Origin of the sequence: Pseudotamlana agarivorans (genome assembly GCF_001642835.1) — a bacterium.
Classification (GTDB): domain Bacteria; phylum Bacteroidota; class Bacteroidia; order Flavobacteriales; family Flavobacteriaceae; genus Pseudotamlana; species Pseudotamlana agarivorans.
The window spans coordinates 1-24,594 of sequence record NZ_LXEI01000020.1 but is presented as its reverse complement, the minus strand read 5'-3'; the positions used below and the strand labels follow the sequence as shown (position 1 = coordinate 24,594).

23 protein-coding genes are annotated in these 24,594 nt (G+C 34.9%); 11 read left to right on the top strand and 12 right to left on the bottom strand.

From position 1 onward, the window contains the following. Positions 1–7: 7 nt before the first annotated feature. Positions 8–580: a DUF4136 domain-containing protein gene (locus A6I66_RS14840; protein ID WP_067151137.1), complete on the bottom strand. Its 573-nt coding sequence runs from the start codon at positions 578–580 to the stop codon at positions 8–10. Positions 581–668: 88 nt separating this feature from the next. Then, positions 669–833, bottom strand: a complete 165-nt coding sequence (locus tag A6I66_RS16805) for a DUF5522 domain-containing protein (RefSeq protein ID WP_169815741.1) — start codon at positions 831–833, stop codon at positions 669–671. Between the two features lie 79 nt (positions 834–912). Here A6I66_RS16805 and A6I66_RS14835 point away from each other — a divergent pair, with 79 nt between their 5' ends. The 6 genes from A6I66_RS14835 to A6I66_RS14810 all read left to right on the top strand — a co-directional run bounded on the left by A6I66_RS14835 (position 913) and on the right by A6I66_RS14810 (position 5,926). After that, entirely contained in the window at positions 913–1,251 is a 339-nt protein-coding gene (locus A6I66_RS14835; RefSeq protein WP_067151243.1) for a hypothetical protein, read from the top strand. Continuing rightward, the gene (locus A6I66_RS14830; protein ID WP_067151134.1) at positions 1,241–2,152 is read left to right on the top strand and encodes a 1-aminocyclopropane-1-carboxylate deaminase/D-cysteine desulfhydrase; all 912 of its coding nucleotides are present in this window, start codon (positions 1,241–1,243) and stop codon (positions 2,150–2,152) included. Before A6I66_RS14835 ends, A6I66_RS14830 begins: the two co-directional genes overlap by 11 nt. A gap of 1 nt (position 2,153) precedes the next feature. Continuing rightward, entirely contained in the window at positions 2,154–2,963 is an 810-nt protein-coding gene (locus tag A6I66_RS14825) for a glucosaminidase domain-containing protein (RefSeq protein WP_067151131.1), read from the top strand. A 13-nt stretch (positions 2,964–2,976) separates the two neighbouring features. After that, positions 2,977–4,263, top strand: a complete 1,287-nt coding sequence (hemL, locus tag A6I66_RS14820) for a glutamate-1-semialdehyde 2,1-aminomutase (protein ID WP_067151127.1) — start codon at positions 2,977–2,979, stop codon at positions 4,261–4,263. Between the two features lie 184 nt (positions 4,264–4,447). After that, complete coding sequence (locus A6I66_RS14815; protein WP_067151125.1) at positions 4,448–5,248, top strand: GIN domain-containing protein; 801 nt, start codon at positions 4,448–4,450, stop codon at positions 5,246–5,248. A gap of 174 nt (positions 5,249–5,422) precedes the next feature. Further along, positions 5,423–5,926 carry a hypothetical protein gene (locus A6I66_RS14810; RefSeq protein ID WP_067151240.1) on the top strand — a complete coding sequence of 168 codons (504 nt, stop codon included), beginning with the start codon at positions 5,423–5,425 and terminating at the stop codon, positions 5,924–5,926. A 94-nt stretch (positions 5,927–6,020) separates the two neighbouring features. Here A6I66_RS14810 and A6I66_RS14805 read toward each other — a convergent pair whose 3' ends face one another. The 4 genes from A6I66_RS14805 to lysS all read right to left on the bottom strand — a co-directional run bounded on the left by A6I66_RS14805 (position 6,021) and on the right by lysS (position 12,401). Continuing rightward, positions 6,021–6,491, bottom strand: coding sequence for a Spy/CpxP family protein refolding chaperone (locus A6I66_RS14805; protein ID WP_067151122.1), 471 nt, complete (start codon positions 6,489–6,491; stop codon positions 6,021–6,023). A 125-nt stretch (positions 6,492–6,616) separates the two neighbouring features. After that, the gene (locus A6I66_RS14800; RefSeq protein ID WP_067151119.1) at positions 6,617–9,082 is read right to left on the bottom strand and encodes a hypothetical protein; all 2,466 of its coding nucleotides are present in this window, start codon (positions 9,080–9,082) and stop codon (positions 6,617–6,619) included. Positions 9,083–9,221: 139 nt separating this feature from the next. Beyond that, positions 9,222–10,337 carry a DUF2914 domain-containing protein gene (locus A6I66_RS14795; RefSeq protein WP_067151116.1) on the bottom strand — a complete coding sequence of 372 codons (1,116 nt, stop codon included), beginning with the start codon at positions 10,335–10,337 and terminating at the stop codon, positions 9,222–9,224. Between the two features lie 372 nt (positions 10,338–10,709). Beyond that, complete coding sequence (lysS, locus tag A6I66_RS14790) at positions 10,710–12,401, bottom strand: lysine--tRNA ligase (protein ID WP_067151112.1); 1,692 nt, start codon at positions 12,399–12,401, stop codon at positions 10,710–10,712. A gap of 271 nt (positions 12,402–12,672) precedes the next feature. Between lysS and A6I66_RS16535 the strand changes: the two genes are divergently transcribed. Further along, positions 12,673–12,837, top strand: coding sequence for a YqaE/Pmp3 family membrane protein (locus A6I66_RS16535; RefSeq protein WP_084399707.1), 165 nt, complete (start codon positions 12,673–12,675; stop codon positions 12,835–12,837). Between the two features lie 74 nt (positions 12,838–12,911). On the opposite strand, the gene A6I66_RS14785 is transcribed toward A6I66_RS16535, so the two are convergent. Then, complete coding sequence (locus tag A6I66_RS14785) at positions 12,912–13,610, bottom strand: TapB family protein (protein ID WP_067151109.1); 699 nt, start codon at positions 13,608–13,610, stop codon at positions 12,912–12,914. 240 nt (positions 13,611–13,850) lie between these two features. Here A6I66_RS14785 and lipB point away from each other — a divergent pair, with 240 nt between their 5' ends. Next, positions 13,851–14,555 carry a lipoyl(octanoyl) transferase LipB gene (lipB, locus tag A6I66_RS14780; RefSeq protein WP_067151106.1) on the top strand — a complete coding sequence of 235 codons (705 nt, stop codon included), beginning with the start codon at positions 13,851–13,853 and terminating at the stop codon, positions 14,553–14,555. 16 nt (positions 14,556–14,571) lie between these two features. Here the strand turns inward: lipB and A6I66_RS14775 are convergent, their stop codons facing one another. After that, positions 14,572–15,525 (bottom strand): bile acid:sodium symporter family protein, encoded by a 954-nt coding sequence (locus tag A6I66_RS14775; RefSeq protein WP_067151102.1) that lies wholly within the window; start codon positions 15,523–15,525, stop codon positions 14,572–14,574. 85 nt (positions 15,526–15,610) lie between these two features. After that, the gene (locus tag A6I66_RS14770; RefSeq protein ID WP_067151099.1) at positions 15,611–16,195 is read right to left on the bottom strand and encodes an acetate uptake transporter; all 585 of its coding nucleotides are present in this window, start codon (positions 16,193–16,195) and stop codon (positions 15,611–15,613) included. Positions 16,196–16,406: 211 nt separating this feature from the next. Here A6I66_RS14770 and A6I66_RS14765 point away from each other — a divergent pair, with 211 nt between their 5' ends. Both A6I66_RS14765 and A6I66_RS14760 read left to right on the top strand, forming a co-directional pair. Continuing rightward, positions 16,407–17,174, top strand: coding sequence for an OmpA family protein (locus tag A6I66_RS14765; RefSeq protein WP_067151096.1), 768 nt, complete (start codon positions 16,407–16,409; stop codon positions 17,172–17,174). A 23-nt stretch (positions 17,175–17,197) separates the two neighbouring features. After that, positions 17,198–17,614: a hypothetical protein gene (locus A6I66_RS14760; RefSeq protein WP_067151093.1), complete on the top strand. Its 417-nt coding sequence runs from the start codon at positions 17,198–17,200 to the stop codon at positions 17,612–17,614. Positions 17,615–17,702: 88 nt separating this feature from the next. Here the strand turns inward: A6I66_RS14760 and A6I66_RS14755 are convergent, their stop codons facing one another. The 3 genes from A6I66_RS14755 to A6I66_RS14745 are packed head-to-tail and all read right to left on the bottom strand — an operon-like array spanning position 17,703 to position 21,861. Further along, positions 17,703–18,752: a nucleoid-associated protein gene (locus A6I66_RS14755; protein WP_067151090.1), complete on the bottom strand. Its 1,050-nt coding sequence runs from the start codon at positions 18,750–18,752 to the stop codon at positions 17,703–17,705. 27 nt (positions 18,753–18,779) lie between these two features. Continuing rightward, positions 18,780–21,209, bottom strand: a complete 2,430-nt coding sequence (locus A6I66_RS14750) for a ribonuclease HII (protein WP_067151086.1) — start codon at positions 21,207–21,209, stop codon at positions 18,780–18,782. 52 nt (positions 21,210–21,261) lie between these two features. Next, complete coding sequence (locus A6I66_RS14745) at positions 21,262–21,861, bottom strand: ribonuclease HII (protein ID WP_067151081.1); 600 nt, start codon at positions 21,859–21,861, stop codon at positions 21,262–21,264. 428 nt (positions 21,862–22,289) lie between these two features. On the opposite strand from A6I66_RS14745, the gene A6I66_RS14740 reads away from it, so the two are divergent. Continuing rightward, positions 22,290–24,284: a putative porin gene (locus A6I66_RS14740; protein WP_067151237.1), complete on the top strand. Its 1,995-nt coding sequence runs from the start codon at positions 22,290–22,292 to the stop codon at positions 24,282–24,284. Positions 24,285–24,594: the final 310 nt, after the last annotated feature.

The following is a 24,594-nucleotide window of genomic DNA, read 5'->3' as shown; positions in this document are numbered from 1 at the left end:
TTTATAATTATTTCTTTTGTTCCATTCCTGGAGGATACTCTGCCATAATTTTAGCAACAAATTCCTTAATTAGGGCTTCTTTTTTCTCCATATTTTGGGTGAGGAATCCGGTGCCTAAACCTTGCCATACCAATTCATGACTTTGAGCATCAATAAGGTCTATGTATAACTGGCCTTCGGTGCTTGTTGAAACACTAGGCTGATCCCAGCCCCAACCCCAACCAGGTCCCATGCCCCAGCCAGGACCCCAACCGCCCCAACCCCAGGCGCCATAGCCCCAAGTGTTGTTGTAAACGTCTACGCGTTGGTTGGATTTAGTAAATAAACTAATGAGGATATCTGGATTTTCAGATTTAGTCATTCCTTTGCTTAAAAGTTCGGCCTCAATGGCTCTAAGAATACGGCGCTTATCTAAATCGCTAATTTCGGCTTTATCAATACCGTTTTTAAAGAATGCAAAGGTTTTGTATTTGCTGAAATCTTTGTTCTGGTCGTAATCAGTAGCGACTTTAATCGAGTTGCATGAAGTCAATACAACAGCTATAAGTACTACAGGTAATATTTTAAAAAGGTGTTTCATAGGACAGTTGATTTAAAATGAACATATTTCTTTCTTAAGCATCAAGAATTGTACCAGTTAAGTGTTTTTTTGAACTGCCGTTTACAATTTAGGGGTTTGTAGTTTGTCTATTTTTATCGTAACCGTAAGGACAATGGCGACAACCATTTTGACAACAATAACCACGTCTTAAATGGTATTTTTCCGTAAAACAGCGATACCCTTCTGGTGTGAGGTAATAATCGCCTTCTTCAAGAGGTATTATCTTTTTCATTATAAACAAAGATAGTGTAATACGGTTTATGATGGAAGAGATTTATATCTTTTGTAACTTATCCGAAATTCAGAAATCCATGGTTTTTATCTCTAAATATTTGATTCCAAAAGGGTATTTGGGACTAACTCTTTACCCTTTTATCATTTTAAAAAAGAAACAACTTTTAGAAGATAAGGTGCTATTAAATCATGAGCGTATTCATCTTAAACAACAGCTCGAAATGCTGGTGCTGCCCTTTTATGTGTTTTATGTATTGGAGTTTTTATGGCGATGGTTGTGGTGTTTAAATTGGAAAAAGGCTTATCGGAATATTTCTTTCGAACGCGAAGCTTATGCTCATGAAACAGATTTAGAATATTTAAAATCACGCCAGTTTTGGGCATTTTTAAAGTATCTTCGCAACTATGATATTTAAGCTTGAAAATAGCGTTAACCAGCAAGTTGATCTTCATCATAAAAACGTTGAATTGTACGTGAAACGAGAGGATGTCATTCATCCGTTTGTATCTGGAAATAAATACCGAAAATTAAAATATAACGTATTAGAGGCTCAAAAAAAAGGGATTAAAACGCTTGTGACTTTTGGCGGAGCTTATTCCAACCATATTGCAGCCGTTGCAGCGGCAGGACAGTTATTCGGATTTAAAACCGTTGGTATAATTCGCGGTGAAGAATTGTGGACTGAAATAGATAAAAACCCAACCTTAAGTTTTGCACAACAACATGGCATGCGATTTAAATTTGTGACGCGCGAGGCATATAGACGAAAAACTTCGGCAGATTTTATTGCAGCTTTAAAAGATGAATTTGGCGATTACTATCATGTTCCTGAAGGTGGAACCAATGCCTTAGCGGTAAAGGGCTGTGAAGAAATTTTAACCGAATCCGATAAGGAGTTCGATTACATTTGCTCGGCTGTAGGGACTGGCGGAACCATTTCAGGACTTATAAATTGTTCAAAACCCGGTCAACAAGTTTTAGGTTTTCCTGCTCTAAAAGGGGACTTTTTAAAATCAGATATTAGTAAATTTGCAAAACAATCCAATTGGGAATTGATTACCGACTATCATTTTGGAGGCTATGCCAAAATAAATGAAGAATTGGTTGCGTTTATCAATCAGTTTAAATCTGATTATAAAATTCCCTTGGACCCCGTTTATACAGGTAAAATGCTGTTTGGGATTTTCGATTTAATAGAAAAAGGGTTTTTCCCTAAAGGATCGAAAATTTTAGCCATTCATACTGGAGGCTTACAAGGTATTGAAGGTATGAACGCCCTATTGAAAAAGAAGAACTTACCATTAATTATGTTGTGAAATGAGAAAAATAGTACTAGTGTTTTGTTTGGCCGTTGTGGTTTTTAGTTGTAAATCTAAAAAACATGTGGTTACTAAAAAGCCTCACAAACGCACTGAACATGTTGCAAGAAAGCAAGAACCAGCTGAAGTTGAAAAACACCAAGAGCCAGAAGTCGCTAAGCCAGCTCCTAAAGTTTTTGCTAGCAGTACAGAGGAATATATTTATAATTATCATGAAACGGCTCAGCAGGAAATGGCACTTTATGGCATTCCTGCAAGTATTACCTTGGCTCAAGGAATTTTAGAATCGGGCTCTGGTAAAGGCCGACTTTCCGTAGAAGCCAATAATCATTTCGGAATTAAATGCCATGGATGGAAAGGTGCTAAAATTTATCATGATGACGATGCCGATCAAGAATGTTTTAGAAAATATAAAGATGCTAAATATTCGTTTAGAGACCACTCTTTATTTTTAAGTGAAAGATCACGTTATTCCAAATTATTCGATTTAAAAAAGGAAGACTACAAAGGCTGGGCAAAAGGATTGAAAGCCGCAGGTTATGCCACCGATAGAAAGTATCCAGATAAATTAATTAGTCTTATAGAACGCTATAAACTGTATTTGTATGATGAGGCCGTTTTGGGTGATAAGTATGTGAAATACGAAATGCCTACGGTTCAGTCTGGTCATACCTATACTGTTGAAAAAGGCGATACCCTTTATGGTATTTCTAAGCGCTTTAATTTGACTGTTGAACAACTTCAAAAAATAAATGGTTTACGAGGGACCGCTTTAAGTATAGGGCAGGTTCTAGTCGTTGAACCGTAATAAAATAAGAGTTATGATTTATAAAAGAAGCAGCGCATTATTTGCTGAAGCAGAAAAAGTAATTCCAGGTGGTGTAAATTCACCAGTAAGAGCTTTTAAAGGTGTTGGAGGAACACCAATTTTTGTAAAAGAAGCCAAAGGTGCTTATTTGTACGACGAGGATGGTAACCGATTAATAGATTACATCAATTCTTGGGGGCCTATGATTTTAGGGCACGCTTTTCAACCTGTTGTTGATGCTGTAGTTGAGAAAGCTAAAAAAGGTACGTCCTTTGGGATGCCTACAGAAATTGAAACTGAAATTGCGCAATTAGCTGTTTCTATGGTGCCTAATATTGATAAAATTAGATTCGTAAATTCCGGAACCGAAGCTTGTATGAGTGCCGTACGTTTGGCTCGTGGTTTTACAGGGAAAGATAAAATTATCAAGTTTGCTGGTTGTTACCACGGGCATTCCGATTCGTTTTTAATACAGGCGGGGAGTGGTCTAAGTACTTTTGGTACGCCTAATAGCCCTGGGGTAACCCAAGGGACGGCTAAGGATACCTTGTTAGCAAACTACAATGATATTGATAATGTAAAAGCATTAATGGAGGCGAATAAAAATGAAATAGCTTGTGTTATTGTTGAGCCGGTTCCTGGAAATATGGGCTGCATTCCTCCTATAAATAATTTTCTTGAAAATTTAAGAACGCTTTGCGACGAACATAATATATTACTGATTTTCGATGAGGTGATGTCTGGATTTAGACTCGCAAAAGGTGGGGCACAAGAGCTTTATGGTGTAAATGCCGATATTGCTTGCTTCGGAAAAGTGATTGGTGGCGGATTACCTGTTGGCGCTTTTGCAGCTAGAGCAGAAATTATGAATCATTTGGCGCCATTAGGTCCGGTATATCAGGCGGGAACCTTAAGTGGAAATCCATTAGCGATGGCTGCAGGTTTAGCCATGTTGAAAACACTAAATGAAGATGCTGAAATATTTGAAAGATTAGAAGCCAAGACAAAATATTTACACGAAGGTATAGCCAAAGTATTAATCGAGAACAAAGTAACCCATACTATTAATAGAGTGGGTTCCATGATTTCAGTGCATTTTGATGAATCTGAAGTGGTCGATTTTGAAACCGCAGCAAAAGGAAATAACGAATCGTTTAAAAAGTTTTTTCACGGATTGTTAAACGAAGGGGTTTACATCGCACCAAGCGCTTTTGAAACTTGGTTTATTACTGATGCTTTGAGTTATGAAGATTTAGATTTTACTATTGAAGCGATAAATAAAGTTTCAAAGAGTCTGTAACGACTTGTGCTTATAGTATAATAATGACACCTAAAAGGTCTACCAATATCAAGGTAGACCTTTTTTAGTTTAGCATGTTTTATTCCTTATGTAATGGGATGTCAGAAAGTTGTTATTGCAGATTTTTTTTGCTCAGCCATAGAATAATTGGTATTTTAAAGAAAATTAAAAAAATAAACATAGTATGAAAAAGATTAGTTCAGTATTAGCCTTATTACTTATGATGCAATTCATGTCCTGTTCTTCAGACGATGACGGGATTAATAATGGAGGAGGAATCATTGATCTAGACTCCTTTACCGCATTAAATGTTGGTGACAATATAAATTTAGTTTTGCGTTATGGTGAAAACCAAGAAGTCGAGTTAACAGGTGATGGTAATTTAAATGCGGTTGATTTGTTTGTGGATAACGATGTGTTATTTGTGTCTGATCTTAGCAACGATGCCAGTAATGTTGTCGTGATAGTCGAAAGTCCGAATATCAATAGCATTGTAGTTGAAAATAATGGTATTTTAAATTTTGATAATGCCTTTGAAACCTCTTTCGACGAGTTAAATATTGTAGGTTTCGATGCTGCTGAAATTTATAATGAGTACACCATGCGGGTTAGTATACTTGATGTGCGTTTAGAAAATGCTGCTAAAATGGCACTTTTGGATTTAGATGCCGATGAATTGTATGTTGATTTACAAGATGGTAGTCGCTGTACCTTAGAAGGTTTTGCAACCGATCAATATATATCATTAATAAATGGTTGTCGTTTAAACTTAGACTTCCCTTACAACGAATGGGAAGCAACAAATCCTATACAAGGGGTTAACTGTACCATCACAGCCGATGATGGCGGAAATGGTTGGGTGCAAGCTTCAAATTACCTTGAGGCTACCGCCGATAATGGCACACGCATCTATTACCAAGGAACTCCTAACCAAGAAAACTTTACCGAGTTAAACGGTGGTGAAATTGTACAAAAGGATAATTAATATAGGGATTCATAGCTAGGTTTAAGTAAAAATAAAGGAGGTTACTCTGTTGGTATTTAAAATGAAAGCAAGGTCTCTAAATCTTATGATTTGGCAATAAAAATTGCTGATTTCACTTATTAAGCTTATTTTTAATAAAAATAGCGATAAAAACGTTTAATAAAAATGAAAAACATGAAACACATTCTAGCCGTATTTTGTTTAGCCATACTGTTTTCCGCTTGTGAAGGCGACCAAGGACCTCCGGGACCTGTTGGGCCTCCCGGAGAAGATGGTTTAGTAGGCCTAGCTTTTGAGATTGAAATAGATTTTGATCAAGCTAATAATTTTGAACATATTGAGCCTTATGGTTTCGATGTACTGCCTTCCGATGTAGTTTTAACATACATCTCTTGGGAAACGGATAATGGGACTGAAATCTGGCGGTTATTACCGCAAACGGCATTTTTACAAAATAATGCTATTTTAACTTATAACTTCGATTTTACTCAGGGTGATGTTCGGATTTTTCTAGATTCTAATGGTACTTTTGATTTGGCAAATTTAACTCCAGAATGGACCGATAATCAGTTGTTTCGAGTTGTTGTAGTTCCGGCCGACTTTATTTCTGGTATCGACACGAATAATTTAGATGCGGTTATGAAAGCTACAAATATAGAGCAATTTAAAAGCTTGTAATTTGGCATATATGATTCACGCAAAAAGCCGCTTTTCTCCATGGAGAAAAGCGGCTTTTTAATTAAACTAACCAATATAAACGAACTTCTATTATTTAACCATTTTGGTATTTCCCTTTTCGGTCACCATGTTTACCTTTTTTACCGGCTCTTTGCTTATGTTTCATCATTTTTTCAAACTTTTCAAACTGCTCTTTGTTTAAAATTTTCTGCAATTTTGCTTTTTCAGCAATTCTGGCATCTAACATGGCGATTTGTTTGTTATAACGTTCTTCGCTCGTTAATTTTTTAGGAGCTTCTTTGTCTTTATTCGCTTGGCGTTCGGCCTTCATAGCTTTACGTTTCGTAGCTTTTTCTAAGTTTAAAGCTTGTATGTCGGTTTGCTGAGAAGCATTTAAATCTAAAGCTAATGTCATTCTTTTGGTTTGAAGCGTTGCCATTTGCTCTGCAGTCAAATCCATTTTTGAATGATCTCCTTTTTGGTGTTTTCTACCTTCTCTACCTTGTTCTTGTGCAATTCCTTGTAATCCTATAAGCGCAATTGCAATTAATATTATTTTTTTCATCTTTAATGTTTTTAAAATTATACTCTTAGGACTTCCACATTTCAAAAAGGTTTAAAGACGTCTTGCTTTTTAACTAAATGTTAACGATATCCTTTAAGAGTCGTTTTCAGAAAAAATAATGTTGATTAGTCGACATCTAAAGTGGTTACGTAATAAATTGGGGTGCCTGTTTCAGTAATCCCCTCTATTCTTATACCGTACTTACTTCTAGTGTCACTAGTGAAAAAAGATATTTCTTTGGTGTTTATTTGATCATCAGAAAACGTTATCGATGGCTCCCAGTGTAAAGTTGTTCTAAGATCTTGTTTTGCAAGATTGGTGAACTCATCATCGTAATTCGGGGCATAATATTCCCTTGCGGTATAAAATCCTTTGGTGGTAAAATTAATAATACCCGGTTTGTTTTTAATGTTAATATTTCTTTCAAATTCTCCGGTTTTCGTGTAAATAGCTATAACACCTACACCCGAATTGCTATGGAATGAGGCTTGAGCGCCTGTTAAGACATCAATAAAATCTACTTCATTACCAGTCATGTGGGAGACATCTAGCACATCTACAGGAAAATCATCAACCAGAATTCTAGTAACAGGTTTGTTTCTCATATAGATGGAATCTCCGAAGGTAGTAATTCCGTGTATGTTTCTTAATAATTGAAAAACGCTTAAATGGCTTTGGTTTTTATAGTCAGCCATATCAAGTCGTCGTGATGCAGAACCATAATTTGTTCTACTATTTAGTTCGGCAGTTCTTTTGGCTGCTTCAGACTCCTTTTTTGCTGTAATAACGATCTCATCTAATCTCGTAGCATTTTCTAAGTAAATGGAATCTATGGCCGAAATAGTTTTAGCTTGTTTTATAAAGGAAGAGACCTTGGTAGTGTCGTTTAATAAGAGTTTTAGAACCTCTTCTTTAATAATTTTAGGGCTATCATAATATGGTTCATCAAGGTATATAGAAACCTTTCGGTTGTTGGGATCATCATCCGACTTAAAATCATGAACTCTAGCTTCTAATAAAACCTTTAAAGAGTCATTGAAAACAAAAGGACCATATTTAAATGTTCCAAACGGTGTTGTTTTTTGATATTCCTGATGCGGTATGCTTCCCATTAAGGTCATTCTTGTACTGGTGGCTAGTCTTGATTTTGTGCCTTCAAGGGTAGTGGTATATCCTGAAATGTAAATGCCTTTTTCTTCACTAAATTTTGGTTTTAGAGATTTTTCGTAAAGTAAATCTGTCCACTTGAATCGTCTCCATCCATGAGTTAACATGATTAGGTCCAGCAAGTAACGGCGTCTTGGGTCGTTTTCTTTTTCAAAAAAATATCCAGGATTTTCTATGGAACCTCTAATATCAGAATTCAGTAAAAGGTAGGTTTTAATGTTCTCGTCGGTTGTTTTTTGATCTATGGCGTCCAAGTCGGTAATAGACATAGAAACTTGTCCTTTTAACGGTAAGCCATTTTTATCCTTTAAACTTAGCTGCATAGCAACTTTTTCTCTTGGTTTGGGCTTGTTATTGTTAAGGTTTAATTGTAAATCTACATCGTTTTTCGAGGTGTCTATAAAAACTAATCGCTCACAAACGGGGTTGCCGTTATTGTCGAAAAGCGTAAAACTAGCTACACCATCTAATAAAAGTTCGGTGTTTAGGCTAACTGTGTATTCATTAGTATGTGTAGTTTCAAATTTTTCATATACTAATTTACCGCGTTGATGTCCCACTAGAAACGTGTTTTTCAAGCCAATTGAACTGTTAGAAGCGGCCTTAATGGTGATTTTATCCCCAGAATTCACTAAGGATAGCGTGTGGCCGGAGGGAAGTGCCTTGGGGAGTGGGTATTTTAATTCTTCATTATTAATCATGACGCTGGCATGGAACGAGGTGTTTTCTTTAGGAGTTAAGGTGGTGATGCCTATGCCATATTGAGAGGTTTTAAAATTAGAAATGATGTTATTTTCCGAATCTTTAATCTGTCCTTGTATGTTCATGCCATTATGATGCCTTACTTCGATGGCTATTTTAGACGATAAGTTGTTTACAAGGTTGCCGCCTTCGGGAAAAAAGCTAATTTCTGGTTTATTAAGTTTGCTTGCTTGTAAACTTTTAGAGCTACTTACTTCTTTTAAATGTAAAGGAACGGTATTGGAATTATGATCAATGATTGAAATTTCCTTCTGAAAGAGGTCGTTTTCGTTCGCATTTCTCATGTAATTGGTGTAGGCTCGAAGTATGTATTTTCCGGGCTTAATGTTTTTTCTAATCTTAAAATCACCAGCGACACTTAGGGAATTCGTATATAGTTGTTTTTTTGAAATGATAGTATCTTCCTCATCTATAAGTTCGACGTAAATGATGTTGCTTTTTTCAGATTTTTTGTGTGTTACACCATTTACTAAATAGGCTGTAAACCATATATCGTCGCCTAAAGCATAATAGGGCTTATCAGTATGTACATATATTTTTTCGGGATAGTTGTTTGATGCGTAATGGTCTATTTTCTGTAAGACCAAAGCACGAAAATGATTTGTAACACTAAATGATAGGCATGTTAGCAAAGCAATTCCAACGATTAATTTTTTAATCATCTTCAGTTTAGTTTATTGGGGTGGTTAGTTTCGCTAAATATAGGGAGAAATTGTATTTAAAATCACAAGAAATTCACAGCTTTTTTAGTCCGTTTTAAAACTTTAAATCAAATAAAATTTTGATGTACTACGAAAATGTTTAAAAAGCTTTTTTTACTAAACGTTTAGGAGCTTGGTTAGCATCCATAATGATTTCAAATTCTATAATCCCAAGAACAAGTTCTTCTTGAGTGATTACTTCAACGCGCCAAAGCCCAGGTTTTACATTGTTCTTATAGGTGTACCCTCGAAAACCGTCATTACGGCCACCAGTAATATTGAAGCTAATATCATCGTAAGTTACCCAGTCGTCTTTAGTAACATCAAACCACTGCCAGCGATGAATAATTGATTTTTTTAACGCAGTAGGTGCAAAAATCGAAGAGAAAATATAAACAGGTTTGTTATTAGAACGCACAAATTTAGATCGGTGGTCTCTCCAAAAAACGAAGGGTTTCTTCTTTTCGTAGGTGACAATGTATTCATTATTTTTTACCTGAATATCGTGAGCGACAATGCCTGTCTGTAAAGCAAGAGGTACAGGAGGGATAAGCTTAAAATGGTAAAAAAGATTTATTGCCAAGTAAATGGAAACGATTAAAGTGATAAGCTTGCCTAAATGGATTTCAGAGCGCGTACTCGGACTCCTTCTATAAATCACTGTAATTAAGGTTAGCGTAATTCCCAGGCTAACTAAACCCGAGCAGATAAAAATAAGATGCCCCATTTGTCTTAAAAATACAGGGATCATAAAAGTAAAAAAGGTGAAACTGATAAAATAATAGATGCTGAACTGTAAATATTTATTAGAAATACGCTTTTTTAAAAGTTCGTTTGCTAAAAGTAATACCACTAAAATAGTAAAGAAAGAAGCGGTTTTAGAAATGGAAACACTTCTAGAAAAGTAAATAACAAAAGCACTAGATAGTCCTCCGAAAAAAAACTGAATGGCTAGAGGGAAATAAGCTTCAATACGTTCTAAAAAAGTGTTTTTCCATTTGCCATCGTCTGCCAAGTTAAATAAGTAAAGGGTTATGGTTAAGGCAGACATGTGTAAGCATAAGACGGTAAGGTCATAAAGCCTATCGATGCGACCAAGTGTTAGGGTGTCAAAAATAAAACCGCCTATAAAGAAAAGGAGTGGCGCGTATTTCTTATGTTTTTGAAGAAATTGTGGCAGAGGGCTGTTTTTTAGCCTAACTAATTTTCGTTTCATAATTACTTGTCGATAAACAAATATAAAAGAATATTAGGTTTGGTTTTAAGATTAAACGGTGTAGGTTTAAACTAATTTAAGTTTGAATGTGAGGTTTTATTAAAAAAATTAACAAAGTTATTATGTAATCTTAATGAAAGTATAAAGTTAGCTAACAATGCTGTTAAACATTTCTAAATTCCTTAACCACATCCTAGATATTTCTTCTCTTTGTAGAGTAATTAGTTTAAAACAAAATAATATTAAAAAGTTCCTCCTAAAACGACTTTTTAATTTAAAATATATTGGTTTAAGAATTATGTTTAGTTGTTAGTTAGTTAACAAAAAAGCCGGGGTGGTTCCCGGCTTTTTTATTTTATATGGTTATAGAACTTATAGTAGTTCCACAAACAAGCCATCATCGGTATTTTCTACTTTAGCTAATTTGTTTTTTGTTAATTCCTTAATGGTTTTATCCCATTTTTTATTCGATAAACCAGATTGTGTTTTTAAATCTGTTAACGCTAATTTTTCAGCTTTCTTTAAAAGATCTAAAACAGCTTTACCTTCATCACTTAAAGCAACCGCCTTTTTCTCTGGTCGCATTTGAGGGAAGAATAAAACTTCTTGAATCGATTGATTATTGGTTAAAAACATAATTAATCGGTCCATGCCAATACCCATTCCAGAAGTAGGAGGCATACCGTATTCTAAAGCACGTAAAAAGTCGTGGTCTATAAATTCGGTAGCTTCATCATCACCCTTTTCAGCAAGTTTTAATTGGTGTTCAAAACGCTCACGCTGATCAATAGGGTCGTTTAACTCCGAGTAGGCATTTGCAATTTCTTTACCACAAACCATAAGTTCAAAACGCTCGGTTAACTCAGGGTTGTCGCGGTGTTCTTTACATAGCGGACTCATTTCTTTAGGGTAGTCGGTAATGAAAGTTGGTTGAATATAGTTACCCTCACATTTCTCTCCAAAAATTTCATCAATTAACTTCCCTTTACCCATAGTCTCGTCCACTTCAATACCAAGGTCTTTTGCGGCTTGTCTAATTTCGTCTTCTGTTTTTCCTGTAATGTCAAAGCCAGTAAATTCTTTAATCGAATCGGCCATAGTGACACGCGCATAAGGGGCTTTAAAGTTTATTTCATGCTCACCAAATTTTACGGTAGTTGACTCGTTAACAACCATAGCGCAGTACTCTAATAAACGCTCACAGAAATCCATCATCCAGTTGTAATCCTTATAAGCTACGTAAATTTCCATAGCCGTAAATTCTGGATTATGCGTGCGGTCCATACCTTCGTTTCTAAAGTTCTTAGAAAATTCGTAAACACCATCAAAACCACCAACAATCAATCTTTTTAAATACAATTCATTGGCAATTCGCATGTATAAAGGCACATCTAAAGCATTGTGATGTGTTATAAATGGTCTTGCAGCAGCACCTCCAGGAATAGGTTGTAATACTGGTGTTTCAACTTCAAAATACCCAGAATTATTAAAAAACGAACGCATCGCATTAAACAACTTGGTACGTTTCATAAACACTTCTTTAACATGCGGGTTTACCACTAAATCGGCATAACGTTGTCTGTAACGTTGTTCAGGATCGGTAAAAGCATCGTAAACAACACCGTCCTTTTCTTTAGGAAGAGGAAGCGGTTTTAAAGCCTTACTCAACAGAGTAAAATCTTTTACTCTAACCGATTTTTCTCCAACTTTGGTTTTAAATAATTCGCCTTCAATACCAACAAAATCACCAAAATCTAGAAGCTTTTTAAAAACTTCGTTGTATTTAACTTTGTCTTCACCAGGGCAAATTTCATCACGGTTAAAATAGACCTGTATTTTACCTTCAGCATCTTGTAACTGTGCAAAACTAGCCTTTCCTTGCACCTTTATCATCATTAAACGTCCTGCAATCGTAACAGGTTTGCCTTCTTCAAAATCGTTTTTAACTTCTCTAGAAGTATGATTTACAGGATATAAATCTGCTGGATAAGGATTGATTCCTAACTCACGCAGTTTTGCTAATTTCTCTCTTCTTACAAGCTCTTGTTCAGATAATTGTGCCATACTTTAAATATGATGTGAAAATTTTTAAGGCACAAATATAATCATTTGATTTCCGATTTACACTTTATGATTTATGAATTTTAAGGGCGTTACACTCCCGATCCCAATCGGGAGGTCGGGCTATACGCTGCAATCTTTTTATTCGTACCTCACAAAAAGGATTTCCGCTGCTATCCCTAACGCAGCGCCGTCGTTTTTTAGGAAATTTAATGTAACGTTTAAACGTTTTAAGCGTCATAAAGGTAGTCGTCAATCAAAAGAATAACAACACATGAGTTTTTGGAGAGTTTTATTGTCAATTATATGTCCGCCATTAGCCGTTATAGGCAAAGGTTGTGGCTCGGTATTAATCGTATTTTTATTATGGCTTTGCGGTTGGGTACCTGGTGTTATTGCAGCTTTGGTTATTCTAAACAATCCGAAGTACACAAACTAATGGCATAAAAAAGTCTGAAACATGTTAATCACATTTCAGACTTTTTTATTGAATTAAATGAATTACATTCTCAATTATTTTGAGAAAGCTGTTAATTCTTCTTTTCCTTGAAACTTTCCTTTTTTGTTGTATGTTTCTTGTTTTACAAGTCCAACACCTTCAGCAATCCATTGTTTTGATTTGGTGTGTTTTGTAATGAGCATATGCATTTCTGTTTCTTGCTCTAAAACAAAACAATCAAAAGTTCCAGCTGGGACAGTTACTTTTTCTTTTCCTGTTACTTTACGATTATAGGTTTTTACTTTAAATTTCATGTCCATGCTCCCTGCTTTGATATCCATTTCTAAATTATTGTCAGGAAGGGTTTTACCAACGCTTAAATTATTAGGGATAACCATTTTTGTGCCGTTAATATCTAGATCGATATCCTTTCCAGCAAGTTCTGAAGCCATCTTTTTGCTAATCATAGAGTTCACATCAATTTCAACGGCGTCTCCAGTACAAATCATATCGTAACTGTCGTTAATAGTTTCTTTGCCTTTTTCATCGGTCATTATCACATGAATTGTTGTTGTATTTCCAGAAGTTCCTATAATTTCATAAGCATCTTTGGAAGCTAGCTTGTTTTTTTTGTCATAATGTGTGATTTCATACTTTGTGCCTTTTTTTGTAGGATAATAATCGCTACAACTTTGCGCGTTGATTACGGTTGTTGATGTAAGAACGCCAAAAAATAAAAGGGTTGTACTTAGTTTTTTAAATATACTTTTCATTTTAATAGTATTTAAATTACAAATCAAAGGTAAGTATTTTATAAACTGGCTAAACTGACTTTTGACAGTTTTTCTGTCAAAACACCTGTTTTGCCAATCTGCTTTTATTGGTTTTTAATAATTACCTTTGCGCCAAGCATCGAGTAGAGATGCTTTGGAATCGTCAAACAGTTATCCTATTAAGGTCTAAAGTATAGTGTTGTTTTTTAGAAGGCTCAGGGTAATAATTAGAAAAAGCAAGTGAATAAGGAAGTTAAAGTTCAAGAATTAGGTGTTAAAGATTACAAGGAAACTTGGGATTATCAAGAAGCTATTTTTAAAGAGATTGTCGATTTAAAAATTAAAAATAGAAGAGAAGATACCGCCTTAGCTACGCCCAATTATTTGTTGTTTGTAGAACATCCTCATGTGTACACTCTAGGAAAGAGCGGCGATATGTCTAACTTACTTTTAAGTGAAGCACAACTTACCGAAAAAGGTGCTGCTTTTTATAAAATAAATAGAGGAGGCGATATTACATATCATGGTCCCGGACAAATTGTGGGCTATCCCATTTTAGATTTAGAAAACTTTTTTACCGATATCCATAAGTATCTACGATTGTTAGAGGAAATGATTATTCTAACACTGGCCGATTACGGATTAAAATCTGAACGTAGCCCTGGTGAAACAGGAGTATGGTTAGATGTAGGTACACCGTTTGCACGTAAAATTTGTGCTATGGGTGTACGTGCCAGCCGCTGGGTTACCATGCATGGCTTCGCTTTAAACGTCAATGCCGATTTAGGCTATTTCGATAATATCATTCCCTGTGGAATACGAGGTAAAGCCGTAACCTCTTTAAATGTAGAATTAGGGAAATCTAAAGTAGACGAAGCTGAAGTAAAAGAAAAATTACGAAAACATTTCAAAACCCTTTTTGAAGCAGAGTTGGTAGCGTTTTAAACCGCCTATTATACTTCTATTCGTTACCTAATCGCGACGCAATTATGCTAATTATAAAAATCTGGAAAGCATGAAAAAGCATAAGCGGTAGTAACATCATACCTATAGGGAATGTTGCAGGAAATAATATTTCGGCGAAAACCGTTCCATGAACCAAGGATTTTTTAGTACCACAAAATTGCGCTGTAATTTGATCTTCTCTATTAAATTTTAAGGTTTTAGAAATAAATCCGATAAGGAAATAGATCGTGTAAAAAAGCAAAATAAGAAGCGCGGCAATGATTAACAAATCGATTAAACTCATACTGCTAAAAATATTGTCTTCAAAGGAGTGCACAAAGCTCTTGTAAATAATTAAAAGAATAACAAGTTTATCGAATGTGGTTAATTGGCTCTTGTATTTTGCTGCAAAATGTCTTCCAAAACGCTGTAGAAGGATCCCTAAAAAAACGGGGGCAATGATGGTGATAATTAATTTGGTGTAAATTTCTGTTAAATCGAAATCCGACGTACTTGGAGGAATAAAAAGCTCCATCCAAAGCGGTGTAATCATAATACCGATAAGTCCAGAAATACTAGCATTAAAAATAGCCGCAGGCACATTGCCTTTAGCAATGGATACCATAACCACCGATGAGGATACCGTAGAAGGTAAAGCACCTAGAAACAGAAACGAAAGCCATAAATTTTCAGCTTCTTCAGAATAAATAAATGGTTTTGCCGTGAGAATAATTAAGGGAAACAGTAAAAAGGTAGAAGCCTGTACAACTAAGTGTAGCTTCCAGTTTTTTAAACCAGATTTAATCTTATCCGGACTTAATTTTAATCCGTAAAAAAAGAAAATTAAAGAAACACCTATAGAGCCTATCAAGTCCAAAGGGACAGGACTTGAAGAACTTCCTAATTGCGGAAAAAAATATGCGGTGATAATGGTGGCTATTATAGCCAATACAAAACGATCAATTTTCATTTAGTGCAAAGGTTTGTCATAAAAAAACCATTTTTAAAAGAGATTAAAAAATGGTTCTTAGTATGGCTAAAATAATACTTATTATCTAGTCTATCGGTCCAATAGGAAGTATCACCTTTTTATATAATTCATTTATTACTTGCGCCATTCCTGTATAGATGGCCGAAAATCCACATATAATACCAACACAACCGGCAATAAGGGCTATTGAAGCGTTATGTGTGTAATCGCCTATTGCTAATAAAAAGAATAAGAGTGTTAATGAGGCAAATACAAATTGTAGTGCTCTGCTAATTTTTAAAGTACCTATAAATAAGGCTCCAGTAAAAATTCCCCACATGACTAAATAGGAAACTAATGAGTCATTTTCTGGAGCTATGGTTAAACCTGTTTTAGGTAAAAGCACTAAAGCAGCAAAGCTTAACCAGAAAAAACCGTAAGATGTAAAAGCAGTAGTAGCGAAAGTATTTCCTTTTTTCCACTCCATAATCCCTGCAATAACTTGTGCTAAGCCACCATAAAAAATTCCCATTCCTAATATCATGGCGTCTAGTTTAAACAGACCTATATTGTGTAAATTTAGTAGCACCGTAGTCATTCCAAAAGCTAACAAACCTAAAGGTGCTGGGTTCGCAGTAGTATCGATTATTTGTGTTGTTTTGTTTTCCATTAGAGATATTTTTAGGCTGCGAAATTAGAGTATAATATAATTGAAAAACATGAGCGTTGTTAGGTGATATAATAATTTTAATAAAGTGATACTAATATTGAAGTGTTTCTTTGATCCGAGTCGTAGGTGTTACTCATCGTTTTGCGGAAGAATATGTTTATATCTTATCGTTTTTTTCGTACATTGATGCGAAATACTAAAAACCATTAAAATGAAAAAAACATTAGCTTTCTTACTATGTATTCTTTTTCTACTCTTGGCTTGGTTTAGCTGGGGTTGGTATAAAGATACCGTAGTGTGTTGTGCGGAACCCGAACCGGTTGTCGAGTATGGGCCGTTAATTTTTGATTGTGCCACTGGCGCTGTTATTACCAATGAAAAATGGCCAGCAAAAAAACAAGAAATTTTAGATGCTCAAGTGGCAGGTAAAAAATTACTTTTAGTAGGGCCTTATTTTACAGGTGAAGATGAGCAGGCAGGATTTGATCGTGCAAATAAAGTAAAAGCTTTATTTACCGAATTACCGGCAGAGGATATTGAAATAGACGCACGAGCCGCAAGCGATTGTGAAATTACTAAAGTGAAAATGCTTCATGAACTTAAATACAAATGGGTAACTCGCAATGAAGATATAATGGAGCACTTCGGTACTACTATGGTATTTTATAAATATGATTCTACCGAAGAAGAAGCAAGCGAAAGTGTTTTAGCTTATTTCCAAGAATTAGCAACATTCTTAAAAGATTCTGGAGATCATATCAAGTTAGTTGGTCATACCGATAGTGATGGTGCTGCTGAGTATAATGAAGATCTTGGACTTAAACGTGCTAACGAATATAAATCACATTTAGTAAGTTTAGGCGTTGCAGAAGATAAAATTACCGTAGAGTCTAAAGGTGAAACCATGCCGATTAAACCTAACGATTCTCCAGAAAATAAAAAATTTAACCGACGTGTAGAAGTACACATCACCAAATAACAATTAACCAAAAAAAATAAATTATGAGATTATTACAAATAAGTACGACCGCTTGCGATGGATCTGATGTGTTTTGGCCATGGTTTTTATGGCTTTTAGCAGCTTTTATATTAGGATTTCTTTTAGGCTGGCTTCTAAAATCGATTTTCGGATGCGGTTCAAAAGAAGAAAAAGTAACTTATATAAAACAAGATTTAACGAAAGTTGAAGGTATTGGGCCAAAAATCGAAGGCTTGTTAAACGATAGAGGTATTATCAGTTACAAACAACTTTCAAATACAACTATTGAGTTTCTTGAAAACATGTTAGTAGAAGCAGGACCTGCTTTTATAACACATAGAGGTATGACTAGAACTTGGCCAGCTCAAGCTAACCTAGCCGATCACGGTGAGTGGGAAGAGCTTAAAAATTGGCAAGATGTGTTAAAAGGTGGTGTATAACCATTATAACACACACTTTATCAACTAAACCGAGAAAAGCCATCTAAATTTATTTAGATGGCTTTTTGATTTATAACATTGGGATTTATTAGTCTTCTGCGTTAAAAAACACTTTGTAGTAGTGCATTTTTTTCTCCTCGTCGTATCCGCGTTCTAAATATTCAGCAGAAGCATCAGGCGCATCAATATCGAGTTTTATTTGAATATTGGTATCCAATTTAATATCGGTTTTAATTTTGCGCTTTTCTTTTGTTACAACGGCTTCAGCGACGTCAAACTGATTTCTAATGATGAGGTTTTGGGCGCCTTCAAACTCCTTTTTGTAATCATCAAACTGTTGTTTGTGCTTGTCTTCTTCAAAAAGCTCTTCTTTAAAACGTTCAACATTCACCACTTCATTCTCTTTAAAAAAATCGATGGTTTTGGCTAAAAAGCTGTTTTTTTCCTGAGCACCATAACTGGTTTGAATTATTTCTGTTGAAAATTCTTTACAAAGTTCTATGTATTGTTGGGTGTGGTTGTTCGCATCATCGGCGTATTTAATATTCAGGAAGTGGTTAATCCAGTACTGAGCATCATAGCTATTATTGTCTACACTTAGTATGATATTGCCTTCACCATCACTTTGATTTAAAATCAAGCACCCTTTATCAACCTTTCTAGAACTGATACCTTTTTGTACCAATACATCGTAACTGTTATCCTCTAAATAAGTTTGAAAGAAATTCACTTTGCTTTCAATTTTAAATATACCAACAGCATTGGTTGTGATATCTTGAAATTCGATGCCTTCAAACATCACGACTAAAACATCACCGGTTTTAATTTGTGAAGAGTTTGATTGTTCATATAAATGAGTCACAATATGTTTTGAAACATCAACAAAGGCTTCTTCATCATTAAATAATTGTGCCGCATAGCTGTTAATTTCATTTAATGAAATATTAGAATGATGATTAAAACGGTAACTCTGCACCACGCTACCAAATGGTTTTAACAAAAAAGGAAGCATGAGTTCGTAACTAGCTTCATCGAAATCTACGGTTTTCTCGGAAAATGCATTTTTAGTATCGTTGAATTTATTACCAACTTTATGAATTATAAATTGAGAAATTGAAGCGTTTTTTCTAGAAATCATGGGTGTGTTTTTAGGAATGCAATAGTATTAATTAATTTGATACATAATGATGGAATTGTCATCTCCTTTTGTTACAAATTCCAGTTTGTTGTCTTTGTCGATTTGCTCCAATGCTATCGGACCATTTCCGTAAACAGGGAAATTTGGTAAAAGTTCCGACTGGCTATCAAAAAGATATACTTTATGGGCTTGTATATCGGTGGTCGATACGTATATTTTGTTGTTTATGTAAAACAAACTAGGCTTTGTGTATTGTCCGAAATCTAACTCAGTAGTTTTGTCTTTGATGGTAAGTTTGTTTTCACTTTGCGCAACAAGGGTTTTACTTGTGGTTTGTAATCCGTGATTTTCAGATAGATTTAAGTTTTGTTTAGACATGCCTCCTTTGGTATCTGTGGAAACTAAATGGCCATCGGTGGAAGTACTTGTAAAGTTGCCGTTGTATAAAAATACAGGTTCATCTGAAAAACTATGGAATTCTTGTGTTTTTACACGGGTTTTTCCTGTTCGGTTTAAAATATGTAATATGGTTTTTGTTTTAAAAACAATATAATCTTTGCCAGAAATTCTAAAGTGTTCTGGTTTGCAAATAATGTCGTTATTGGCCGATTTATAAGTAAAACCTTTTACATGCGATCCTTTTCCATCATACATAATCAGGTTTTTACCTTGCGTCACTAGTAAACGGTAGTTTTTACGGTTATCATAATCGAAAACAGCTAAAGGTTGCGTGATTTTATCGTTAAATTTTAAAGCGAACGGTTTAACTTCTTTTCCGTTTCGGTCTAAAACATATACTCTGTTCGGTGTAGCGAAAGCAAGTTGCAGTCTACCGTTTTTGTACATATCAATTTGCTCAATACGACCTAAAACAGGACCTTGAAGTTGTTTTTTCCAAAGTATTCTACCACCATTAGATATTAAATACAAGTTATTATTAACATCTTGTACTACAATTTCCTGTTGATTCGTGATGTGGTTTTTTACAAATTGAGGCTGATTTAGTAAATGGTCATCAAGCTTAATATTAAGTTCTTCCGAAATAGAATGGTCTGATACCTTTGTTTTGTTTTTCTGAATAACGCCATTAACATGAGCAAAATTATTGTCGTAAATAAATTGAACCAAAGAAGCGTTGTACTGAGAAACATCAAAATTTTCGTTGTTTTCAAAGTTGCGGTTTAAAATAGATTTTAAAGTCGCACCATTATTAAACTGTAATATAGAAGCGGCATCACTTATAGCGTAATGGCTGTTTTGGTATAAGTCTTTTTCGGCAAGCGTGGTTTTATTTTGGTAATTCGATATGATGTTTTGGAGCATCTCGGTATTGTTAGCAAACACAAAAAACTGATCTAAAACACAATACTTCGTCGCTTGATTAAAAGTTATTAGTGGGGAAAACATCTGTTTGAATAACTCTGGCTGACTAAAATCGTAAATGTTTATTTCTCTATACTGGTCAGTAATAGTTTGTTCTCCTAGGAGCGCATCATTGGTGGCAATAACATCGATAGAGTTTAAAACAATGGCACGTTTGTCGTCTTCATAAATAGAACCTATTTCAATAACATCATTAAATAAAGCAGATGTAGTAATAGAGTCTTGATGTTTATACGCAGCCATGTTCTTTTCAAAAGTTTTGAAATTATCAAAAGTCATGCTTAGAAAACCATCACAATTTGATGGTGCCACATGCTGGATTTGATTTTCCTGTGGTATAGTTCCTTTGAAAATATTAATCAAACTCTGAGTCGAATCGTTGGCTTTTGAAATACCGTTAAATAAAATGTTATTCTGATTTAGGTCTACATCCAGTGCTAAATACTCTGAAAAATCATTAAAAAGAATCGAGTCTTGAATAAATAAGGATTTAAGAAAAGTGTTTTCGGGTTTAATTATGAGTGAGAATGTTTTGTCGCTAGCCGTTGTACGGTATATTTTATTTAGAGCTTCGTCTTTAGGGGCGTTTTCAAAAACAGCTTCAACCAGTGCTTTCGATGAAGATGCAAAAAAGGTGCTGTCAATCACGGCGCTATAAAAAGTAGCATCATTAATGGTCGATTTAATAATGGTTTTATTTTTGTAAATAAGAGACTCTTCAATGTAATTAGGAATAGAATCTGTTGTAAAAAGAGCTTTGTTGTACTTGGTCACAACCGAAAATTGCAAACTGTCATGATTATCCTTAGAAAGACAAATTAAAGCTTCACCCTGAGGTTTTAAATAAGAAATGTTCTCTAATTTCTTTTCTAAGTCCGTAAAAGCAGTCGTTTTAGAAATTTTATTTAGAAAATCATTGTTCCTAATACCACTTTTTGCCCTGTTTAGTTCTTGGGCTTTAATGATAATAGCCGTGTTTTTAGGGGCGAAATCAAGCAGTTCAGAACGTTTAGTATTAGCATTAGTACAGCTAATTAGTAAGGTAAGGAGTAGGGGGATGCAAAAAAATCTCATGGGTTGCAAATGTTTCTACAAACCTAATATATTTTTTAGTGCCTTTAAAACCTTATAACTTTAACTTTAACTGTTCTGGTAATAATCTGAACGATTTTCGGTGGTATTTAGTAACACCGTATTTTTTTATGGCTTCCCGATGTTCTTTGGTAGGGTAGCCTTTATTTTTTTTCCAATTATACATGGGGTATTCTTCATGGATGGCATCCATATAAAGGTCTCTATAAGTTTTTGCTAAAACGGAAGCTGCAGCAATGCTTAAATATTTACCGTCACCTTTTATAATGGTTTCATGTGGAATATTGGGATAGTCTTTAAATTTGTTGCCATCTACAATAATAAATTCTGGAATTGTTGTTAGTTGGGCAATCGATTCATGCATAGCAAGTATAGAGGCATTTAAAATATTGATGTCGTCTATTTTTTCTTGAAACACATGTGAAACTGCGAAACTCAAAGCTTGCTCTTCGATAATAGGTTTTAAAAACATGCGTTTTTTTTCGCTAATTTGCTTCGAATCGTTTAGTATGGCATTATTGAATTTTTCAGGCAATATCACCGCAGCAGCCGTCACAGGTCCTGCTAAACAGCCACGCCCCGCTTCGTCGGTACCACATTCTAAAATTAAACCGGAATGGTTATTTAATAACATGGGGCTAAAATATTGAATATTTATTATTGCCTATTGATTAATTATTATTAATCCTACCTCTATAGTTACATGTTTTCAATAGTCGCTAGCCTAGCATATAGCGTACAGCCCAAGGTATACAGCATTTATTATTTATTATAGCCTATTGATTATTAACCTTCCCTCACTAGTTCCATGTTTTTTATAGTGCTCTGTCTAGCATATTGCTTACATCATTCAGCCTAACGCCATCTCTGAAAAAATGTGACTTTGCAACTCTGAAGCTTCCTCCTTTCAGCTATAAGCATACAGTCTAAAGTCTCTAGCTCTTGGCCTTTCTCAATATTTAAAATAATTTCATGCTCTTTACGTTCAAATAATTACTTTTGCTTCGAGAAAAAATGTTTGAGCGCTTCAGCGATATTGTTGCGTTTACCTATAAGTTTAATATGATTGTAACGTTAAAAGTGCATACTAAAAAAAGGAACCGACAATTTACCACCATATTTTTAGTTTCGATATTTCTTTTGTTTGCCAACGTTATTGGGGCTCAAGTGGAACGTCTGGGCTCCCCAAGCCAGGATTCTATTAGAACTTTAAATCCTAATGGCGAGTCAGGGAATAAAAAAAAAGTGAGAAAAAAAGGAGATATCGATCAATATCAAATCATATCTCGAGAAAACGATACCACATTTGTTGATACCACTTTAAGTATTCAAAAAGATTATAAGTTTAATTACCTTAGAAAAGATAATTTCGGTTTGATTCCTTTTTCAAATCTTGGACAAACCTATAATACCTTAAGTTATAATTTTGAAAGCACCCAGTTAATGCCATTATTTGGTGCGCGGGCGAGGCACTTTAACTACATGGAAGTTGAAGATATTAATTATTACCGCGTGCCTACGCCGCTTACAGAATTGTTCATGAAAACAGCTTTCGAGCAAGGACAGTTAGTTGATTCGTTTTTTACTGCAAACATGACGCCTGGCTTTAATTTTTCTATTGCCTATAAAGGTTTGCGCTCTCTAGGGAAATACCAGCATTTATTAACCAGTACTGGTAATTTCAGATTTACCTTTAATTATGCGACAAAAAATAACCGTTACCATGCACGCGGACATTGGGTAACACAAGATCTAATGAATCAAGAAAATGGCGGGTTAGACGATGCCAGTGTCATTAATTTCGAAAGTGGCAACCCCGAGTATTCCGACCGTTCCATATTAGAAGTCGGTTTTGAAGACGCCGAGAATATAGTAGTAGGTAAGCGTTATTATTTCGACCATAACTACAAAATTATCAATCAAAACGATTCTATTGCAAAAAATGAGTTAAGGGTGAATCATGTAATATCTGCCGAAAGCAAATATTACGAATATCAACAAACCACGGCAAATACAGAGTACTTTGGTAGCGCTTTCAATTCCACGAATTTGTCCGATAAAGTCACTCTAAAAACCTTGTATAATGAGTTACAGTTAAATTATAATAACAACCTAATTGGAGATCTTCAGTTTAATGCCAGTAATACTTATTATAATTATGGTTACGATCAATTGGTGGTAGTTAACGGTGAAACCATAATTAATAGATTAAAAGGTAGTACAACGGCAATAGGAGGGAAGTATCATAAACATTATCGCGGATTTGATTTAGTTGGCGATATAGGTGTGAATGTTGCGGGAGAGTTCGATGGTAATTATTTAAAAGGTGTAGCCACTTTTAAACTGAATAAGGATATTGAGGCAGTTGCTTCCATCAACCACAGTGCTAAGGCTCCAAGCTTTAATACCTTATTATATCAAAGTAATTATATAGGGTACAATTGGGAAAACGATTTTTCTAATGTCGAAACCCAACAATTGGCTTTTAAGATAAACTCAGATAAATGGCTTAATGTCTCAGTCGATTATTCTACCATAAGCAATTATGTTTATTTTAAAGAGAATCCAACTTCAGGTCAGGTGTCTCCATTTCAAAACGATAAAACTATTGGCTACTTAAGACTTCGAGTGGGCAAAGAGTTTAAAGTAGGGAAGTTTGCACTTAACAATACTATAGAATACCAAAATGTAGATGATGAAAATTCGGTTTTAAACGTGCCAGAGTTCAATACAAGAAATACCCTGTATTTTTCTAGTCATATGTTTAACAAGGCTATGTTTTTGCAAACAGGATTAACATTTAATTACTTTACAAAGTATTACATGAATGCCTATAATCCAGTTTTAGCAGAGTTCTATGTGCAAAACGAAAGGGAGTTTGGGAATTTCCCGAGATTCGACTACTTTGTAAATGTAAAAATTCGTCAAACCCGTCTATTCTTAAAAGCCGAACACTTCAATTCGTCATTTACCGGAAATAACTTTTATTCGGCACCTTATAACCCATACCGCGATTTCACCGTGCGTTTTGGTTTAGTGTGGAATTTTTTCCTTTAGTTTCTTTTTAATTAGCCCTTCGGCGGAAGGCACCACAATAACGTAATGGTATCTGTATAATAGGAATATCCAAGACAAGCATCCAACTTTCTTTTAGTCAGTGTTACATCTGAAGCGTTTTGGCTATTTGCAATAAGCTTTATGCTATATGCATGCGGCGTATATATAGTTAATAGCTCTTAATAATCATCTTTATTAAAGCTATTATTTAAATTGTAGTTCAGTATTTAGCACTATGAATACTGCGATAAAGATTAGGACGTGCAGTCTAAAGCCTTCAGCGTACTGCCTATGGCTTAAAGCATAACTC

Excerpts from the sequence above, each read along its gene's own strand:
- A6I66_RS14755 (WP_067151090.1), bottom strand. The coding sequence starts at position 18,752 with ATGATTTCTAGAAAAAACGCTTCAATTTCTCAATTTATAATTCATAAA.
- A6I66_RS14840 (WP_067151137.1), bottom strand. The coding sequence starts at position 580 with ATGAAACACCTTTTTAAAATATTACCTGTAGTACTTATAGCTGTTGTA.
- A6I66_RS14750 (WP_067151086.1), bottom strand. The coding sequence starts at position 21,209 with ATGAGATTTTTTTGCATCCCCCTACTCCTTACCTTACTAATTAGCTGT.
- A6I66_RS14765 (WP_067151096.1), top strand. The coding sequence starts at position 16,407 with ATGAAAAAAACATTAGCTTTCTTACTATGTATTCTTTTTCTACTCTTG.
- A6I66_RS14810 (WP_067151240.1), top strand. The coding sequence starts at position 5,423 with ATGAAACACATTCTAGCCGTATTTTGTTTAGCCATACTGTTTTCCGCT.
- A6I66_RS14830 (WP_067151134.1), top strand. The coding sequence starts at position 1,241 with ATGATATTTAAGCTTGAAAATAGCGTTAACCAGCAAGTTGATCTTCAT.
- A6I66_RS14740 (WP_067151237.1), top strand. The coding sequence starts at position 22,290 with ATGATTGTAACGTTAAAAGTGCATACTAAAAAAAGGAACCGACAATTT.
- A6I66_RS16535 (WP_084399707.1), top strand. The coding sequence starts at position 12,673 with ATGAGTTTTTGGAGAGTTTTATTGTCAATTATATGTCCGCCATTAGCC.
- A6I66_RS14805 (WP_067151122.1), bottom strand. The coding sequence starts at position 6,491 with ATGAAAAAAATAATATTAATTGCAATTGCGCTTATAGGATTACAAGGA.
- A6I66_RS14825 (WP_067151131.1), top strand. The coding sequence starts at position 2,154 with ATGAGAAAAATAGTACTAGTGTTTTGTTTGGCCGTTGTGGTTTTTAGT.
- A6I66_RS16805 (WP_169815741.1), bottom strand. The coding sequence starts at position 833 with ATGAAAAAGATAATACCTCTTGAAGAAGGCGATTATTACCTCACACCA.
- A6I66_RS14835 (WP_067151243.1), top strand. The coding sequence starts at position 913 with ATGGTTTTTATCTCTAAATATTTGATTCCAAAAGGGTATTTGGGACTA.
- A6I66_RS14745 (WP_067151081.1), bottom strand. The coding sequence starts at position 21,861 with ATGTTATTAAATAACCATTCCGGTTTAATTTTAGAATGTGGTACCGAC.
- A6I66_RS14795 (WP_067151116.1), bottom strand. The coding sequence starts at position 10,337 with ATGAAACGAAAATTAGTTAGGCTAAAAAACAGCCCTCTGCCACAATTT.
- A6I66_RS14770 (WP_067151099.1), bottom strand. The coding sequence starts at position 16,195 with ATGGAAAACAAAACAACACAAATAATCGATACTACTGCGAACCCAGCA.
- A6I66_RS14760 (WP_067151093.1), top strand. The coding sequence starts at position 17,198 with ATGAGATTATTACAAATAAGTACGACCGCTTGCGATGGATCTGATGTG.
- A6I66_RS14815 (WP_067151125.1), top strand. The coding sequence starts at position 4,448 with ATGAAAAAGATTAGTTCAGTATTAGCCTTATTACTTATGATGCAATTC.
- lysS (WP_067151112.1), bottom strand. The coding sequence starts at position 12,401 with ATGGCACAATTATCTGAACAAGAGCTTGTAAGAAGAGAGAAATTAGCA.
- A6I66_RS14800 (WP_067151119.1), bottom strand. The coding sequence starts at position 9,082 with ATGATTAAAAAATTAATCGTTGGAATTGCTTTGCTAACATGCCTATCA.
- hemL (WP_067151127.1), top strand. The coding sequence starts at position 2,977 with ATGATTTATAAAAGAAGCAGCGCATTATTTGCTGAAGCAGAAAAAGTA.
- A6I66_RS14785 (WP_067151109.1), bottom strand. The coding sequence starts at position 13,610 with ATGAAAAGTATATTTAAAAAACTAAGTACAACCCTTTTATTTTTTGGC.
- A6I66_RS14775 (WP_067151102.1), bottom strand. The coding sequence starts at position 15,525 with ATGAAAATTGATCGTTTTGTATTGGCTATAATAGCCACCATTATCACC.